Genomic DNA, 13,674 nt, shown 5'->3' with positions numbered 1-13,674 from the left:
AAAGTCCGCCGTGCGCATCGCCCTCTACCAGCCTGACATTCCGCAGAACACCGGCACCATCCTGCGGCTCTGTGCCTGTCTCGATGTCGAAGCTCATATTATCGAACCGGCGGGCTTTCCGACCTCCGACCGCCATTTCCGCCGCGCCGGCATGGACTATCTCGATCAGGTATCGATCGTCCGGCACGATTCATGGCGGCATTTCGAGGACTGGCGGCGCGAGGCCGGTCATCGCCTAGCGCTGTTCACCACCAAGGGCGCCACGCCCTATCTCGAGCATCGCTATTCTGACGATGAGATTCTGCTGTTCGGCCGCGAGAGCGCCGGTGTGCCGGAGGATGTCGCGGCTGCTGCAGACAGCCGCGTTGTTATTCCCATGCGTGAGAGCCTGCGGTCGATCAATCTGGCGATGACGGTGGCCATGGCATTGGGAGAGGCCCTGCGGCAGACGCGCGGCTGACTACCGCCCGCTCGGGACACGCGTAGCGATGTAGTCCTTGCCCTTCGCCGTAAACGTCTCGCGAATGATGAAGCCGTCCGCCGGCGACATCGGGCCGATCGGCACTGGCCCCGTGGGCATGATCAGCGTGGCATTGCCGCCAACGAAGATCAGCAGGTGACGACGTTCTGCCAGCAGCTTCTCCGACCAGGCGATCAGGCCGGAATGGATCGGCTCCTTCTGCCATGCGAAAGGCGTGCCGGGATCGACCTGGCCATAGATGAAGCCGGTGGTCGGATAGACCGAAAACACGATCTTCGAATTTTCCGGCTTCCAGGATTCCGGCATCTCGTTGTCCTGGATCCAGACGCAATCGAAGGCGCGGCATTGCTGCGGCCGGCTGTCGTAGATCTTACAACCCTGCGCGATCGCGCAGTGCTTGCACCACTTGCCCGCCGGCTTGGCGAGGTCGTCGATGCGATAGACCTTGCAGCACATGGTGCAGGTCCCGCACGTACGTGTGGCGGCGGCAGAACTGCCGGATGTAACGAGCGACGGCTGCATGGTATCCAGATGCGACAATTTGGCGTGATGTCATCGACCTTTGGCGGCCCGCGCCGGACATCGCAATTGACATGTCGGTGATCGGCCGGGACATCCACGGCCCAGCCGTGCTAAGAGCCGCGGCTTACCCCATATGGAACCGAGACGTGGCCCGAGCCGGATCGGACATGCCGGTTTTAGAGAGCTGAAACAGTGAGTTATGCGGTCAAAGAAATCTTCCTGACGCTGCAGGGCGAAGGTGCCCATGCCGGCCGCGCGTCCGTCTTCTGCCGGTTCTCGGGCTGCAACCTCTGGACCGGCCGGGAGCAGGACCGCGCCGACGCCACCTGCCAGTTCTGCGACACCGACTTCGTCGGCATGGACGGCACTTTGGGCGGTCGTTACCCCACCGCCGACAAACTCGCCGACACCATCGCCGCGCAATGGGTGGGCCCTTCCGATAACCGCTATGTGGTGCTGACCGGCGGCGAGCCGCTGCTGCAGGTTGACGCCGAACTGATCGACGCATTGCATGCGCGCGACTTCGAGATCGGCGTCGAGACCAACGGCACGGTCGCGCCGCCTACGGGCATCGACTGGATCTGCGTGAGCCCGAAGGCCGGTGCGGAACTGGTGGTGCACAGCGGACACGAATTGAAGCTGGTCTATCCGCAACCACAGGCGATGCCGGAGAAATTCGAAGGCCTCACCTTCGAGCGTTTCTCGTTGCAGCCGATGGACGGCCCGGACGCCATCAGCAATACCGCTGACGCAGTGGACTACTGCCTGCGCCACCCGCAATGGCGACTGAGCGTGCAGACACACAAGACACTTGGGATCCGCTAAGGACCCGGACTTCTAAGGACGACGACTTCCTATGTGGGAACTGACCAAATCGTTTCGCTTCGAGGCAGCGCATGCGCTGTCCCACACCACGCTCGGCGAAGTGAGCCAGGAAATCCATGGCCACTCCTTCCGCGCCGAAGTCACCATCCGCGGCGTGCCGGATCCCGTGACCGGCATGGTGATGGATCTCGGCTTGCTCGACCGCAGCCTCGACGAGCTCCGCAAGACGCTCGACCACAAGTTTCTCAACAAGATCGAAGCGATCGGCATTCCGACGCTGGAAAATCTCTCGCGCTTCATCTGGGACCGCGTCGCCGACAAGGCTCCGGTCGTCCGCGTCGGCGTGTTTCGCGACAGCTGCAACGAGAGCTGCGTATATTTCGGGCCGAAGGGTTAGAGTCTTTATTGGAGTATGATCTCTCGACAAACGAATTCGTTTGTCGGCGAAAACCGGTATCCACTTTTCGGGATGATGCTCTAGTCTTTTCCCGTGATCATGCAGGTGGCGGTGGCATGGGCGCAAAGCCTGCCATCCTTGTCGGTCAGCGTACCCTCCGTCGCGGCCATCCTGCGTCCCATGTGAATAATACGGCCCTCGGCGCGGATCGGCCCTGATGCAGCCGTCATAGCGCGAATGTAGGTGACCTTGAGATCGAGCGTCGCGTAACCAGTGCCCGCAGGCAGCGAGGTCTGCACTGCCAATGCGATGGCGCCGTCCAGCATCGTGGCCGCGTAACCGCCATGCACCGTTCCGAGCGGATTGTAGTGATCCTCGTTCGGCGAGCCAACCAGCACAACCTTGCCCTGCTCTGCGGACTCGCCCTTGATGCCGAGTGTGCGGCCGATGCCGCGCGCAAATCCGCCTGCGGCGAAGGCCTGCTGCACAAGCTTCAGGCCGCTGCTCGCGTCACCAATCTCAGTTGTCATGTTTGCCTCCGCCGTCCCGTGAACATCCTTGTTACGGGACCGGGATGGCAGAGCTTGCCTTTCAAGTCAATATTGTTGACCTCAAGACTTGAACTTGGCTAGTCGCGCGCCGCCTCCGCCATCACCGCCGACCATGCGGCCTGGCTGCCCGCCCCCGCCTTCTTGAAGGCGCGGGCCATGATCTTGCGCTCATGACCGGATGCGATGCGCTCGACCGCGCGGCCGGCGGGCGTCAGTTCAAGAATCTTGAAACGATGCCGCGTCGGATCGCGCTTGACGGCCACATAGCCCTCATCGAGCAATTGCTTCATCGGGCGATGCAGCGCCTGTTTCGAAATCTGCAGGATCGCCAGCAGATCCGACATCGTGATGCCCTCGCCGCGCAGCACGGCATAGAGAATGCGATGGTGAACCCGAGACAGGCCGACCGTCGCCAGATATTCGTCAGCCGCACGCGTCATCCCGCGCCATCCGAAATACATCAGCGCCAGTGCATCATCGAGCGGATCGAGTTTCTTAAGGTCAATATCATTGACTTGAGAAACGGCGATGCTAGGTTTTCTGGGAGATGGGCTCATCGAAGGCTCACGACAGGGAGACGGGACTCATGTTGACGCGGCAGGACGCGATGGCATTCGCGCAGCAATGGGCTACAAACTGGAATCGGCTCGCGATCGATACGATCGTTAATCATTTTGCTCCCGAAGGTGAGATGCGCAGCCCGCTGGCAACGAAACTGGCGGGATCATCCACCATAAAGGGACGCGACGCCATTCGCACCTACTGGCACGCCGCCTATGGCGGGCTATCCGAGCCACATCTCACCTTGGAGAGCGCCGCCTGGGACGGCGCGTTACAGCGCCTGACGGTCTGGTGGAGCGCGCCGCTGCCCAGTGGACCGACCCGGGCGTGCGAGATGATGGATTTCGATGCCGATCACCAGATCGTCCGCAGCGAAGCCTATTATGGCGCCGGCAGCTAGGACGGCGGCGGGCGGCACGTCTCATGCGCCCGCGTGCGTTTCGATGATCGCCGTGCATTTCTCGCACTGGCGCCTATAGTGGACGGAGTCATCGAGAGCCCATCCCGTGCGCATCCTGCTGATCAATCCCAACACCACCGAGAGCGTCACCACGCTCGTAAAACGGCATGTCGAGGCCATAGCCGGCGATGCCGCGACCTTTGTGCCGGTGACTGGCCGATTCGGCGCCCGCTATATTTCAACGCGCGCCTCGGCGGCCATCGCAGGCCATGCGGCGCTCGACGCCTATGCTTCTCATGGCGCCGGCTGCGATGCGGTCTACCTCGCCTGTTTCGGCGACCCCGGCCTGCTGGCGCTGCGCGAAATTGCAGACGTTCCCGTGGTCGGCATGGCCGAAGCGTCCTGCATCGAGGCGTCCAGACGCGGGCGTTTCGCCATTGTGACGGGCGGCGCGCTCTGGGGGCCGATGCTCCGGGAATTCGTCGGGAGCATCGGCTTGGCCGACAAGCTCGCCAAGGTGCGCACCATCGCACCGACCGGCGGCGATATCGCGCGGAATCCCGATGCAGCACTGGCCGCGCTCGCCAGCGCTTGCACGGCCTGTGCCACGGACGACGGGGCCGAGGTCGTGATCCTTGGCGGCGCAGCACTCGCCGGCCTTGCGTCTCGCATCCAAGCTGACGTGCCGGTACCCGTCTTGTGTTCCGTCGAAACCGGCACGCGTGCCGTGATCGCCGCAGCAGCGAAAGGTCTCGACAGCAGCCCGCCGCCTGCGCTGGAGAGCGTCGGCCTCGGCGCGGAACTCGCAAAACTGCTTCAGCAAAAATAGCTGACAGAAACATCCCCGTGTTCGGCCTGTCATGACGCGGAGCTAGACTCAGTGCGCGTCAAACACATTTCGGGAGCCGACCATGGAATTGAAATCAGGCGATGTCGTCATGCTGAAGTCGGGCGGTTGCCCGCTGACCGTGGCCGACGTTGACGGCGACAACATCGAATGCATCTGGCTGGGCGAGGAAGGCGATCTGTTCCGCGAAACCCTTCCGCGTGCCGTGCTCGAACTCGCCCTCGTCATCCCGCATGACGACGAAGACGAGAGCGAAGAGGACGAAGCTGAAGAACACGACGACGAAGAAGAAGAGCACAAGAGCAAGGTGGCCTGATCAGGCCGTCCGCCGCCGGGCGCAAATGTCCGGCGGCGGCTTGTTGCTCATCTTTGCAGACCGAGTTTGAACGCGTCCGCCTCGATATTGCCTGCAGCACCGTCGGTCGCGAAGACCGCAACGGTTGCTTGCGCATGTTCGGGACAATGATAGACGGCAATGCCACTGCCCGGACCGCCGCCGGTATGCCCGACGACGCGTAAATTACTGGTTGTCGTTCCAGCCATAACGCCAAGGCCGTAAGCCGCGTGTTGCCACGGACGTCCTGTACCGGGATCACCCACTGCGATTCCGTGGCACATCTCGTCGCGCAGCCCCACAGGCAGCAAGTCCGTCGTCATCAAGCGGTGCAACAGCATTGCGGCATCGCGCAATGTCCCGACCGCCAGCCCGTGATAGACCCAGCGCGGATCGTAAGACTGCGCATTGCCCATCCGGACATCGGCGAGATCGCTGCGTTGATTGGCGATGCGCGGCCCGACCACACCGAGCGATTCGAACAATCGCCGTTGCATCAGCGCATCGAGGGTCAACCCGCTCACTTGTTCGAGATGCTGCCTGACCAGCAAATAGCCGACATTCGAATAGGCAAAATGGCCCGGCTCAATTTCGGCATGCAGAGCAGAAACTGAATGCAGCAGCCGGTCCACCGGCCACGCGTCTTCATTGGCAGCGACAGCCGCATGGTAGGCGGGAAGTGAACCGTAGTCCGCCAGACCGGCGCGATGCTGCAACAACTGGCGGAGCGCAAAGGACTCGCCCGGCAACGCATCATCCAGAGCCAACTGTCCATCACGCACCATGGTCAGTGCCGCGGCGGCAATCAGCGTCTTGGTGAAACTCCACCACGGCACAACGACGTCGGCATCATCGCTGATATCGGCAGAACCGGGGCGAATGACGTGCTTCATGGTACCGTCGAGACTTAGAGCTGATGGTCGTGCTTGAATCGCGCAATCGTCTGGTCGGCGATAACAGTCAACACATCGACCTCCATCGGAAAGTCCAGCGCCAGCCAGGCATCTTCCGCCAGCGCCAGCACATGGCCGAGCGCCGGGCCCTTGGCGATGCCGCGCGCCATGAAGTCGGCAGCCCTGAGCGGAAACACCGGCGGAGTCCACCGCTCCGGCAAGGTTACGAGCGCCTTCCAGACCTCGCTGTCGGCTTCGCGGCCGGCGCGGGCCCAGGCGAGCATCATGCGGTTGCGATAACGGGTTTCGCCCAAGCGATAGAGCCGCCGCCGGGCATGGGATTCATCCATGCCCTTCAGCCGCCACCAGCGATGGCCCATCGAATCCAAGGCCTTTGTTTCGTCATTGGACAGCCGCAGCTTTTGCGCAAGCCGCCGCGCATCCTCGGTGACGGCCACACCAAGCGCGCCAAGCCGCAGAACCGCATTAGGTTTCTGCCCCAGAGCCTGCTCGATGGCGATCATTGCGGCGAACGGTCCCTTGTAGGTGACGCCGCCCGCGATCCGTAGCATCAGGCCGGCATCGACCATCGCATCCACCGCCGCGAAGGCCCCATCGGCCACCAGCAGCTTCAGCAACTCCATCCTGATACGCTCGGCCGATATTCCCGCCAGTCCATCGCGGCCGCGAATGCTGGCGAGATAACCTTCGCGATCCGGTACCCCGGCGCCATAGGCGGCATGAATGCGGAAGAACCTGAGAATACGCAGATAGTCTTCGGCGATGCGCCTATCGGGATCGCCGATGAAGCGCACCCGCCGGGCATCGAGATCAGACAGGCCGCCGACATGATCATGCACCACGCCGTCGATGGATGCGGAAAGACCGTTCATCGTGAAATCACGTCGTTCGGCATCGTGCTTCCAGTCGCGCCCGAACGCCACCTTGGCCCTGCGGCCAAAGGTCTCGACGTCTTCGCGCAATGTCGTTACCTCGAACGGCGCACCATCGACGACTAGCGTCACTGTGCCATGCTCGATGCCGGTCGGCACGCTCTTGATATGGGCAGCCTTGGCGCGGCGGATCACTTCATCGGGCATGGCCGTCGTGGCTATATCGATTTCGCCCACTGGCAATTTCATCAGAGCGTTGCGCACAGCGCCGCCGACCGCGCGGGCTTCCTCGCCATTGCCGTTGAGCAGCGCCAGCACCTGCCCGGACGGTCCTGACGTGAGCCACGGCGCGTCGTGCAGTTTGCGCACGCTCATTTTTCGACCCCGGGAACGAGCCTGCCGTTTTCGATATGCGCCGGGACATAGGTCGATCCCGGCGGCGCGCCGGAAAACTGCGCCAGCAGCACGAGGCTGACAATCACCAGCACGGCGGCAGCGATGGCGAGCCTGATCATCACCGGCATCGGCCATGACGATTTCAGTGTCACGCCATTCTTGGTCGCGATGAGGAAAATGGCATAAAGCGCGAACGGGATGAGGAAAATGCCGACTTCGGTCAGAACCGGACGGATCATGTGAGCACGATCCGTTCATACAGCACGCGCAGGATGCCTGCGGTAGCGCCCCAAATATAACGTTCGGCGAACGGCATCGCGTAGTAGGACCGCTCCATGCCGCGGAATTCCTTGCTATGCAGCTGATGATTGGCGGGATCCATCAGAAACGCCAGCGGCACTTCGAACGCGCTTTCGACTTCGTTCTCGTTGATCGTGAGACTGAAGCCTGGCTTCACCCGCGCCAGTGTCGGCAGGATTCGAAAGCCGAAGCCGGTCGCATAGAGATCGAGATAGCCTATCGGCTCGACGAAGGAGCGATCGAGACCGATTTCCTCCTCGGCCTCGCGCAGAGCGGCGTCCAGCGGCGAGGCATCGGTCGGATCGATCTTGCCACCGGGAAACGAGATCTGTCCGGCATGATCGTTGAGATGCGCGGAGCGCTGGGTAAGCAGCACGGTTGGTTGTTCGTGTTCGACGATGCCGATCAGGACCGCGGCCGGACGGATCGGCCGCTCCTGCGCCACGATCTGGATCATGCGGTCGTTGCCGGCATCGCCGGTGACGGGAATGATGCTGGCGTCGGTGAGCCCCTCGGGCACATCGAAATTCAGGCGTGCCTTCGCCCGCTTGAAAAACTCAACTGAACCGATATCCGCGGCATCCGCGTCGGTCTTCAGCATCGGCTCATTCGCCCGGCTCACTTCAATCGGCTCACTTATGTAGCTTCCCTGACCTGCTCCGCATCGACCATGGCAAAAAACGCGCCCGCGGAGGCGATGCCGAACATCGCGATACCATCGACCATCCGCTCCTCGCCCATGTCAACCAGATCGTAATAGATCGCCCGCGTCACCTTGGCCCACAGGTCACTGCGGACATGCAGATAGGGCGTCAGCCCGCCGTCTTCAGCCATCTCGAATCGCAGCCGGTGTATGCTGTCACACTCCACCCAATCGTCCACATTGGTGCGAAACTTCAACACCGTGCCACGCGTGTCCTGCTCCTTGAGCATCTCGACGGCGAGAAATGGGGCATCGTCCACGGTGATGCCGACCTTCTCCACGGGGGTCACGAGAAAGTGCTTGCCATCCTCGCGCTTCAAAATGGTCGAGAACAGCCGCACCAATGCCGGCCGGCCTATCGGCGTGCCCAAATAGAACCACGTACCATCGCTGGCGATTCGCATGTCGAGATCGCCGCAGAATGGCGGATTCCACAGATGCACCGGCGGCAGGCCCTTGCCGGCTTTACCGTTGGCCGCCGCATCCTTCGCCGCAGTGGTCAGGCCATCCAGCCCCTGATTTGCGATCTGCCCTTGCTTCGCCATTGTTTGCCCTGACTTTACCACTGCCATTTGGCACGTTTGGTGCAAGTCTTGAACCTCAAGTCTTGAAACGTGCGATGTCACATTCAAACTCGCCACAACGTGATGCAGTTCATAGCCGCATCCCGATATTGTGGGGATAGTTTAATTCAACAAATACATGGCCTTCGCTTAAGTTTAGCATCAGGTCCATGGAATACTAAGATGGCGTGACGACAAATGCGGCGGCGTACTTCAGGCGCCGTTCACCCGAAGGAGCAATGGATGGCTGGCGCTGACAGTGTCGAGAAACTCGAAGACGTGATTGTCCGCTCCGCGGAACAGGTGGCTGGCCAGATGCGCGCCGCCAAGGAAGCGATCTCCACTGTCATCTTCGGCCAGGAACGCGTCGTCGAAAACACGCTGGTGACCATCCTGTCCGGCGGCCATGCGTTGCTGATAGGTGTTCCGGGCCTAGCCAAAACCAAGCTGGTGGAAACGCTGGGCGTCACGCTCGGCCTCGATGCCAAGCGCATCCAGTTCACCCCCGACCTGATGCCTTCAGACATTCTCGGCGCCGAAGTGCTGGACGAGAGCGTCGCAGGCAAGCGGTCGTTCCGCTTCATCTCGGGACCTGTGTTCGCGCAGCTTCTGATGGCCGACGAAATCAACCGCGCCTCGCCGCGCACGCAGTCCGCCTTGCTGCAGGCGATGCAGGAACAGCACATTACGGTGGCCGGCGCACGGCACGATCTGCCGAAGCCGTTCCATGTGCTGGCCACGCAGAATCCGCTGGAACAGGAAGGCACCTATCCGCTGCCGGAAGCGCAGCTCGATCGCTTCCTGATGGAGATCGACGTCGATTATCCGGATCGCGACGCCGAACGCCGCATCCTGTTCGAAACCACCGGCGCCGAAGAAACCATCGCCAAGGCTGCCGTGACCGCTGAAACGCTGATTACCGCGCAGCGCCTAATCCGCCGTCTGCCGGTCGGCGACAGCGTGGTCGAAGCGATTCTTACATTGGTGCGCTCGGCACGTCCGGGACCGGACGCAGGCGATGCCAGCAAGCTGATCGCCTGGGGCCCAGGTCCTCGCGCGTCACAGTCGCTGATGCTGGCAGTGCGTGCCCGTGCATTGCTCGATGGCCGTCTCGCGCCGTCGATCGACGACGTGCTCTATCTCGCCGAACCGATCCTGAAGCATCGTATGGCGCTGACCTTCTCGGCGCGTGCCGAAGGTCGCACAGTCCCCGACGTCATCCGTCAGCTCAAGACGCGGATCGGTTAATGGCCGCAGCGCCGGATCACGCCACGCAGGAGATCATCGCAGTCCGCCGCGCCGATGGTGAAAGCCGTTCGCTTGCTGCGTCATTGCCACGTCTGGTGCTGGAGGCCCGGCGCATTGCTGCGACCGTCATCCATGGCCTGCATGGCCGGCGCCGCGCCGGCCATGGCGAAAGTTTCTGGCAATATCGTCGCTTCGTCTCCGGCGAACCGTCGCAGAATGTCGACTGGCGCCGTTCGGCGCGCGATGATCATTTGTATGTCCGCGAGCAGGAATGGGAAGCCGCGCACACAGTTTGGCTGTGGCCGGACCGGTCGCTGTCGATGGCTTTTGCCTCCAAGGGCGCGCGCGACAGCAAGCTCGAACGCGCGCTGATCGTCACCTTCGCACTGGCTGAATTGCTGGTGGCCGGCGGTGAGCGCGTCGGCGTGCCCGGTCTGATGAATCCAACCTCGAGCCGCAGCGTCATCGACAAGATGGCGCAGGCGATGCTGCACGACACGACGAACCGCGCCAGCCTGCCACCTTCGTTTGTGCCCTCAGCACTGGCCGAGATCGTGGTACTCGGCGACTTCTGGTCGCCGATGCCGGAGATCAAGGAGATGCTGGCCGGTCTGTCGTCATCCGGCGCGCATGGCGCACTGGTGCAGGTCGTCGATCCCGCCGAGGAGAGTTTCCCTTATTCCGGCCGCGTCGAATTCGTCGAGCCCGAAAGCGGCAATGTCATCACCGCCGGCCGTGCACAGACCTGGGCCGAAGACTACGTCGCCCGCGTCGCCGCGCATCGCGAGGAAATCCGCGCCGAAACCGCCAAGCTCGGCTGGCTGTTCTCGACACACACCACCAGCCGCTCGGCGGCTGAGCTGCTGCTGTTCCTGCATGGCGGCATGATGGTCAACAAATCTGCCGGCGGCGGCAGCATGGTCAAGGCAGGACGTTCAGCATGATCGGTGGCTTTCCGCTCGCCTTCGCCCAACCGCTGCTGCTGCTCGGCCTGATCAGCCTTCCGGTGCTATGGTGGTTGCTGCGCGTGATGCCACCGCGCCCGCAGCGCATCGCGTTTCCGCCGACACGTCTGCTGTTCGATATCACGCCGAAGGAAGAAACCCCGTCACGCTCGCCATGGTGGCTGACGCTGCTGCGCCTGCTGGCTGCAGCGCTGATCATCTTTGCCGCGGCCGGCCCGATCTGGAATCCGCAGACCGGAGCTGCCGGCAGCAACGCCCCGCTGACGATTTTGCTGGACGATGGCTGGAGCGCCGCGGCGAGCTGGGACGCTCGCGTCAAGGCGGCGGATGAGCTGATTGCCAATGCCGATAGCAATCGCCGCGGCGTGGCCCTTGTTCCGCTGTCGGAACCGAACCGCGACATCACAATGCTACCCGGCGGCACCGCACGCGTCGCGCTGCGCCAGCTCTCGCCGAAGCCCTATGCCATCGACCGCGTCGATACGCTGCCGGCGCTGGAGCGCTTCCTGAAGGCCACCGGCGACAGCGAAATCGTCTGGCTCTCCGACGGCGTCGACACCGGCCGTGGCGCTGATTTCACGCAAGGCCTTGCGAAGACCATCGGCGACCGCACACTGACCATCTATGACGGCGGAGCCACGCCGGCCCATGCGCTGGTCGCAGCGGAAAATGCCGCGGCGAAAATGACCGTGAAGGTGCTGCGCGCCAATAGCGGCGGCCCGGATGGCGGCGTGGTACGCGGCCTCGACCAGAAGGGATCTCCGGTTGGCGAAGCCAAGTTCCTGTTCACACCGAACGACCGCGAGACCGAAGCCTCGTTCGATCTGCCCGTGGAACTACGCAACGACATCGCGCGGCTTGAAATCACCGGCGAACGCTCCGCCGGCGCCGTGCAACTGCTCGACAAGCGCTGGCGCCGTCGCGCCATCGGCATCGTCTCGGGCGCGACCAACGATACCGCGCAGCCGCTGCTAGCCTCGACCTTCTATCTCACCCGCGCATTGGCGCCATTTGCCGACGTCCGCCTCGGCGATCGCGGCGCGCCGCAGCAGGCGATCACGCAGTTCCTCGATCAGAAACTGCCGATGATCGTGCTGGCCGATGTTGGGACGCTGTCACCGGAAATCCGCGAGCGTCTGAATGCTTGGATCGATGCGGGCGGCGTGCTGGTGCGCTTTGCCGGCCCGCGCCTCGCGCAGGGCGACGACGATCTCGTCCCGGTGAAACTGCGCCGCGGCGACCGCAGCCTCGGTGGCAGCCTGACCTGGGAGAAGCCGCAACATCTGGCGTCCTTCGCCGCCGATGGCCCGTTCGCCGGTCTCCCTGTCCCGAAAGACATCACAGTGAATCGTCAGGTGCTCGCCGAGCCGAACGCTGCGCTGGCCTCGAAGAGCTGGGCGTCGCTGGTCGATGGCACGCCGCTGGTCACCGGCGAACGCCGCGGCAAGGGTCTCGTCACCCTGTTCCATGTCAGCGCCGATATGCGCTGGTCCGATCTGCCATTGTCTGGCACCTTCGTCGAAATGCTGCGCAGGGTCGTCGATATCTCCGGTTATACGTCCACGCCCGGCGCAGGTGTCGCCGGCGAGACTGGCGCGGAAACGGTTGCGCCGCTGCGCACGCTCGATGGTTTCGGTGCTTTCACCCCGCCGCCATCGACGGCCAAGCCGCTCGCCGCTGACTATCGCGACCGCGCCACGCTCGATCACCCGCCGGGCTTCTATGGCCCTGCCGATGGCCCGCTCGCGGTGAATGCACTGGCATCGGCCGATCGCATCGAGCCTATCGATTTCTCAGGCCTGAAGGCCAACCGCGCCAGCTACACCAATGCCGAACCTCGCGACCTTCGCGGCATCCTGCTCTCCACGGCGCTGGCGCTGTTTTTGGTGGACGCGATCATCATCGCGCTGCTCGGCGGTGCCATCGCGGCGATGTTCCGCCGCCGTGCCGTCTCGGCGGCCCTCGCCGTGGCATTCGCGCTCGGCACCGTCATGGGATCGCCGGTGCCATCGCGGGCCGATCCAGCCAGTGACGATTTCGCCGTCAAGGCCGTGTCGCAGACACGTCTCGCCTACGTCGTCACTGGGAATGCCGACGTCGACTCGATCGTGAAATCGGGCATGACCGGACTGACGCTGTTTCTCGCGCAGCGTACCGCGCTGGAAGCCGGTGAGCCGGTCGGCGTCGATCCTTCTCGCGACGAACTGTCATTCTTCCCGCTGATCTACTGGCCGATCATTCCCGGCGCGGCCAAGCCGCCGCAGGAAGCCATCAACCGCATCGACGCCTATATGAAGCAAGGCGGCACGGTGCTGTTCGACACCCGCGACGCGGTCGAAGCCCCGCCCGGACCGAACGGCGAGTCGCAGACGCCCGGCATGCTGACGCTACGCAATATCCTGTCCTCGCTCGATGTGCCCGAGCTCGAGCCGGTGCCGCGCGAACATGTGCTGACCAAGACCTTCTATCTGCTGCGCGACTTCCCCGGCCGCTTCAATTCCGGACCGACCTGGGTCGAGACCCTGCCGCGCGACGATGGCGATGACGCAGCCTCGCGTCCGGCCCGCGGCGGTGACGGCGTGTCGCCGATCATCATCACCTCGAACGATCTTGCCGGCGCCTGGGCGATGCGGCCCGATGGCCAACCGATGCTGCCGCTGACGCCCGGCGAACCGCGGCAGCGCGAATTCGCGTTCCGCGCCGGCGTCAACATCGTGATGTACACGCTGACCGGCAATTACAAGGCCGATCAGGTCCACGCGCCCGCGCTCATCGAACGTCTCGGACAATAGGAG

Annotated in this window: 17 protein-coding genes; 9 read left to right on the top strand and 8 right to left on the bottom strand. The window is 63.2% G+C overall.

The annotated features are described in order from the left end of the window. Positions 1–10 precede the first annotated feature (10 nt). Entirely contained in the window at positions 11–460 is a 450-nt protein-coding gene (locus tag AB7813_RS24235; protein ID WP_441228582.1) for a tRNA (cytidine(34)-2'-O)-methyltransferase, read from the top strand. Here the strand turns inward: AB7813_RS24235 and AB7813_RS24230 are convergent, their stop codons facing one another. After that, the gene (locus tag AB7813_RS24230) at positions 461–937 is read right to left on the bottom strand and encodes a hypothetical protein (protein WP_158550456.1); all 477 of its coding nucleotides are present in this window, start codon (positions 935–937) and stop codon (positions 461–463) included. A 258-nt stretch (positions 938–1,195) separates the two neighbouring features. On the opposite strand from AB7813_RS24230, the gene queE reads away from it, so the two are divergent. Both queE and AB7813_RS24220 read left to right on the top strand, forming a co-directional pair. Continuing rightward, complete coding sequence (gene queE / locus AB7813_RS24225; protein WP_439062116.1) at positions 1,196–1,828, top strand: 7-carboxy-7-deazaguanine synthase; 633 nt, start codon at positions 1,196–1,198, stop codon at positions 1,826–1,828. A gap of 31 nt (positions 1,829–1,859) precedes the next feature. Next, complete coding sequence (locus AB7813_RS24220) at positions 1,860–2,225, top strand: 6-pyruvoyl trahydropterin synthase family protein (protein WP_089262534.1); 366 nt, start codon at positions 1,860–1,862, stop codon at positions 2,223–2,225. Positions 2,226–2,305: 80 nt separating this feature from the next. Here the strand turns inward: AB7813_RS24220 and AB7813_RS24215 are convergent, their stop codons facing one another. Together AB7813_RS24215 and AB7813_RS24210 are read right to left on the bottom strand one after the other, a co-directional pair. Then, entirely contained in the window at positions 2,306–2,755 is a 450-nt protein-coding gene (locus AB7813_RS24215; RefSeq protein WP_093759607.1) for a PaaI family thioesterase, read from the bottom strand. Between the two features lie 98 nt (positions 2,756–2,853). Beyond that, positions 2,854–3,333, bottom strand: coding sequence for a MarR family winged helix-turn-helix transcriptional regulator (locus AB7813_RS24210; protein ID WP_089262538.1), 480 nt, complete (start codon positions 3,331–3,333; stop codon positions 2,854–2,856). A gap of 29 nt (positions 3,334–3,362) precedes the next feature. Between AB7813_RS24210 and AB7813_RS24205 the strand changes: the two genes are divergently transcribed. From AB7813_RS24205 to AB7813_RS24195, 3 genes are all read left to right on the top strand, one after another. Further along, positions 3,363–3,737 carry a nuclear transport factor 2 family protein gene (locus AB7813_RS24205; protein WP_441228581.1) on the top strand — a complete coding sequence of 125 codons (375 nt, stop codon included), beginning with the start codon at positions 3,363–3,365 and terminating at the stop codon, positions 3,735–3,737. Positions 3,738–3,843: 106 nt separating this feature from the next. Beyond that, positions 3,844–4,566 (top strand): aspartate/glutamate racemase family protein, encoded by a 723-nt coding sequence (locus AB7813_RS24200; protein WP_315844328.1) that lies wholly within the window; start codon positions 3,844–3,846, stop codon positions 4,564–4,566. 82 nt (positions 4,567–4,648) lie between these two features. Continuing rightward, entirely contained in the window at positions 4,649–4,900 is a 252-nt protein-coding gene (locus tag AB7813_RS24195; protein ID WP_093759610.1) for a YodC family protein, read from the top strand. 47 nt (positions 4,901–4,947) lie between these two features. On the opposite strand, the gene AB7813_RS24190 is transcribed toward AB7813_RS24195, so the two are convergent. From AB7813_RS24190 to AB7813_RS24170, 5 genes are read right to left on the bottom strand one after another with little or no spacing between them, the layout of a single operon-like run. Continuing rightward, the gene (locus AB7813_RS24190) at positions 4,948–5,811 is read right to left on the bottom strand and encodes a serine hydrolase domain-containing protein (RefSeq protein ID WP_439057112.1); all 864 of its coding nucleotides are present in this window, start codon (positions 5,809–5,811) and stop codon (positions 4,948–4,950) included. A 14-nt stretch (positions 5,812–5,825) separates the two neighbouring features. Next, a complete protein-coding gene (locus AB7813_RS24185; RefSeq protein ID WP_439057111.1) occupies positions 5,826–7,079 on the bottom strand; it encodes a CCA tRNA nucleotidyltransferase in 1,254 nt (417 codons plus the stop codon). Continuing rightward, positions 7,076–7,339: a DUF6111 family protein gene (locus AB7813_RS24180; RefSeq protein WP_089262546.1), complete on the bottom strand. Its 264-nt coding sequence runs from the start codon at positions 7,337–7,339 to the stop codon at positions 7,076–7,078. The genes AB7813_RS24185 and AB7813_RS24180 overlap by 4 nt, the downstream gene beginning before the upstream one ends. Next, positions 7,336–8,001 carry a CoA pyrophosphatase gene (locus AB7813_RS24175; protein ID WP_184513346.1) on the bottom strand — a complete coding sequence of 222 codons (666 nt, stop codon included), beginning with the start codon at positions 7,999–8,001 and terminating at the stop codon, positions 7,336–7,338. Before AB7813_RS24175 ends, AB7813_RS24180 begins: the two co-directional genes overlap by 4 nt. Before the next feature lie 35 nt (positions 8,002–8,036). Then, complete coding sequence (locus AB7813_RS24170; RefSeq protein ID WP_439057110.1) at positions 8,037–8,648, bottom strand: DUF1285 domain-containing protein; 612 nt, start codon at positions 8,646–8,648, stop codon at positions 8,037–8,039. Between the two features lie 261 nt (positions 8,649–8,909). Here AB7813_RS24170 and AB7813_RS24165 point away from each other — a divergent pair, with 261 nt between their 5' ends. From AB7813_RS24165 to AB7813_RS24155, 3 genes are read left to right on the top strand one after another with little or no spacing between them, the layout of a single operon-like run. Beyond that, positions 8,910–9,914, top strand: a complete 1,005-nt coding sequence (locus AB7813_RS24165; RefSeq protein WP_089262552.1) for an AAA family ATPase — start codon at positions 8,910–8,912, stop codon at positions 9,912–9,914. After that, the gene (locus AB7813_RS24160; RefSeq protein ID WP_175368681.1) at positions 9,914–10,858 is read left to right on the top strand and encodes a DUF58 domain-containing protein; all 945 of its coding nucleotides are present in this window, start codon (positions 9,914–9,916) and stop codon (positions 10,856–10,858) included. Before AB7813_RS24165 ends, AB7813_RS24160 begins: the two co-directional genes overlap by 1 nt. Beyond that, positions 10,858–13,671 carry a DUF4159 domain-containing protein gene (locus AB7813_RS24155; RefSeq protein WP_441228994.1) on the top strand — a complete coding sequence of 938 codons (2,814 nt, stop codon included), beginning with the start codon at positions 10,858–10,860 and terminating at the stop codon, positions 13,669–13,671. Before AB7813_RS24160 ends, AB7813_RS24155 begins: the two co-directional genes overlap by 1 nt. The last annotated feature ends 3 nt before the right edge of the window (positions 13,672–13,674 follow it).

The sequence above is a fragment of the Tardiphaga sp. 20_F10_N6_6 genome (assembly GCF_052076045.1).
Taxonomy (GTDB): Bacteria; Pseudomonadota; Alphaproteobacteria; order Rhizobiales; family Xanthobacteraceae; genus Tardiphaga; species Tardiphaga robiniae.
Note: the sequence above shows the minus strand (reverse complement) of the source record. Positions and strands in the feature narration are given on the sequence as shown.

Excerpts from the sequence above, each read along its gene's own strand:
- AB7813_RS24230 (WP_158550456.1), bottom strand. The coding sequence starts at position 937 with ATGTGCTGCAAGGTCTATCGCATCGACGACCTCGCCAAGCCGGCGGGC.
- AB7813_RS24220 (WP_089262534.1), top strand. The coding sequence starts at position 1,860 with ATGTGGGAACTGACCAAATCGTTTCGCTTCGAGGCAGCGCATGCGCTG.
- AB7813_RS24215 (WP_093759607.1), bottom strand. The coding sequence starts at position 2,755 with ATGACAACTGAGATTGGTGACGCGAGCAGCGGCCTGAAGCTTGTGCAG.
- AB7813_RS24210 (WP_089262538.1), bottom strand. The coding sequence starts at position 3,333 with ATGAGCCCATCTCCCAGAAAACCTAGCATCGCCGTTTCTCAAGTCAAT.
- AB7813_RS24205 (WP_441228581.1), top strand. The coding sequence starts at position 3,363 with ATGTTGACGCGGCAGGACGCGATGGCATTCGCGCAGCAATGGGCTACA.
- AB7813_RS24195 (WP_093759610.1), top strand. The coding sequence starts at position 4,649 with ATGGAATTGAAATCAGGCGATGTCGTCATGCTGAAGTCGGGCGGTTGC.
- AB7813_RS24190 (WP_439057112.1), bottom strand. The coding sequence starts at position 5,811 with ATGAAGCACGTCATTCGCCCCGGTTCTGCCGATATCAGCGATGATGCC.
- AB7813_RS24185 (WP_439057111.1), bottom strand. The coding sequence starts at position 7,079 with ATGAGCGTGCGCAAACTGCACGACGCGCCGTGGCTCACGTCAGGACCG.
- AB7813_RS24180 (WP_089262546.1), bottom strand. The coding sequence starts at position 7,339 with ATGATCCGTCCGGTTCTGACCGAAGTCGGCATTTTCCTCATCCCGTTC.
- AB7813_RS24175 (WP_184513346.1), bottom strand. The coding sequence starts at position 8,001 with ATGCTGAAGACCGACGCGGATGCCGCGGATATCGGTTCAGTTGAGTTT.
- AB7813_RS24170 (WP_439057110.1), bottom strand. The coding sequence starts at position 8,648 with ATGGCGAAGCAAGGGCAGATCGCAAATCAGGGGCTGGATGGCCTGACC.
- AB7813_RS24165 (WP_089262552.1), top strand. The coding sequence starts at position 8,910 with ATGGCTGGCGCTGACAGTGTCGAGAAACTCGAAGACGTGATTGTCCGC.
- AB7813_RS24160 (WP_175368681.1), top strand. The coding sequence starts at position 9,914 with ATGGCCGCAGCGCCGGATCACGCCACGCAGGAGATCATCGCAGTCCGC.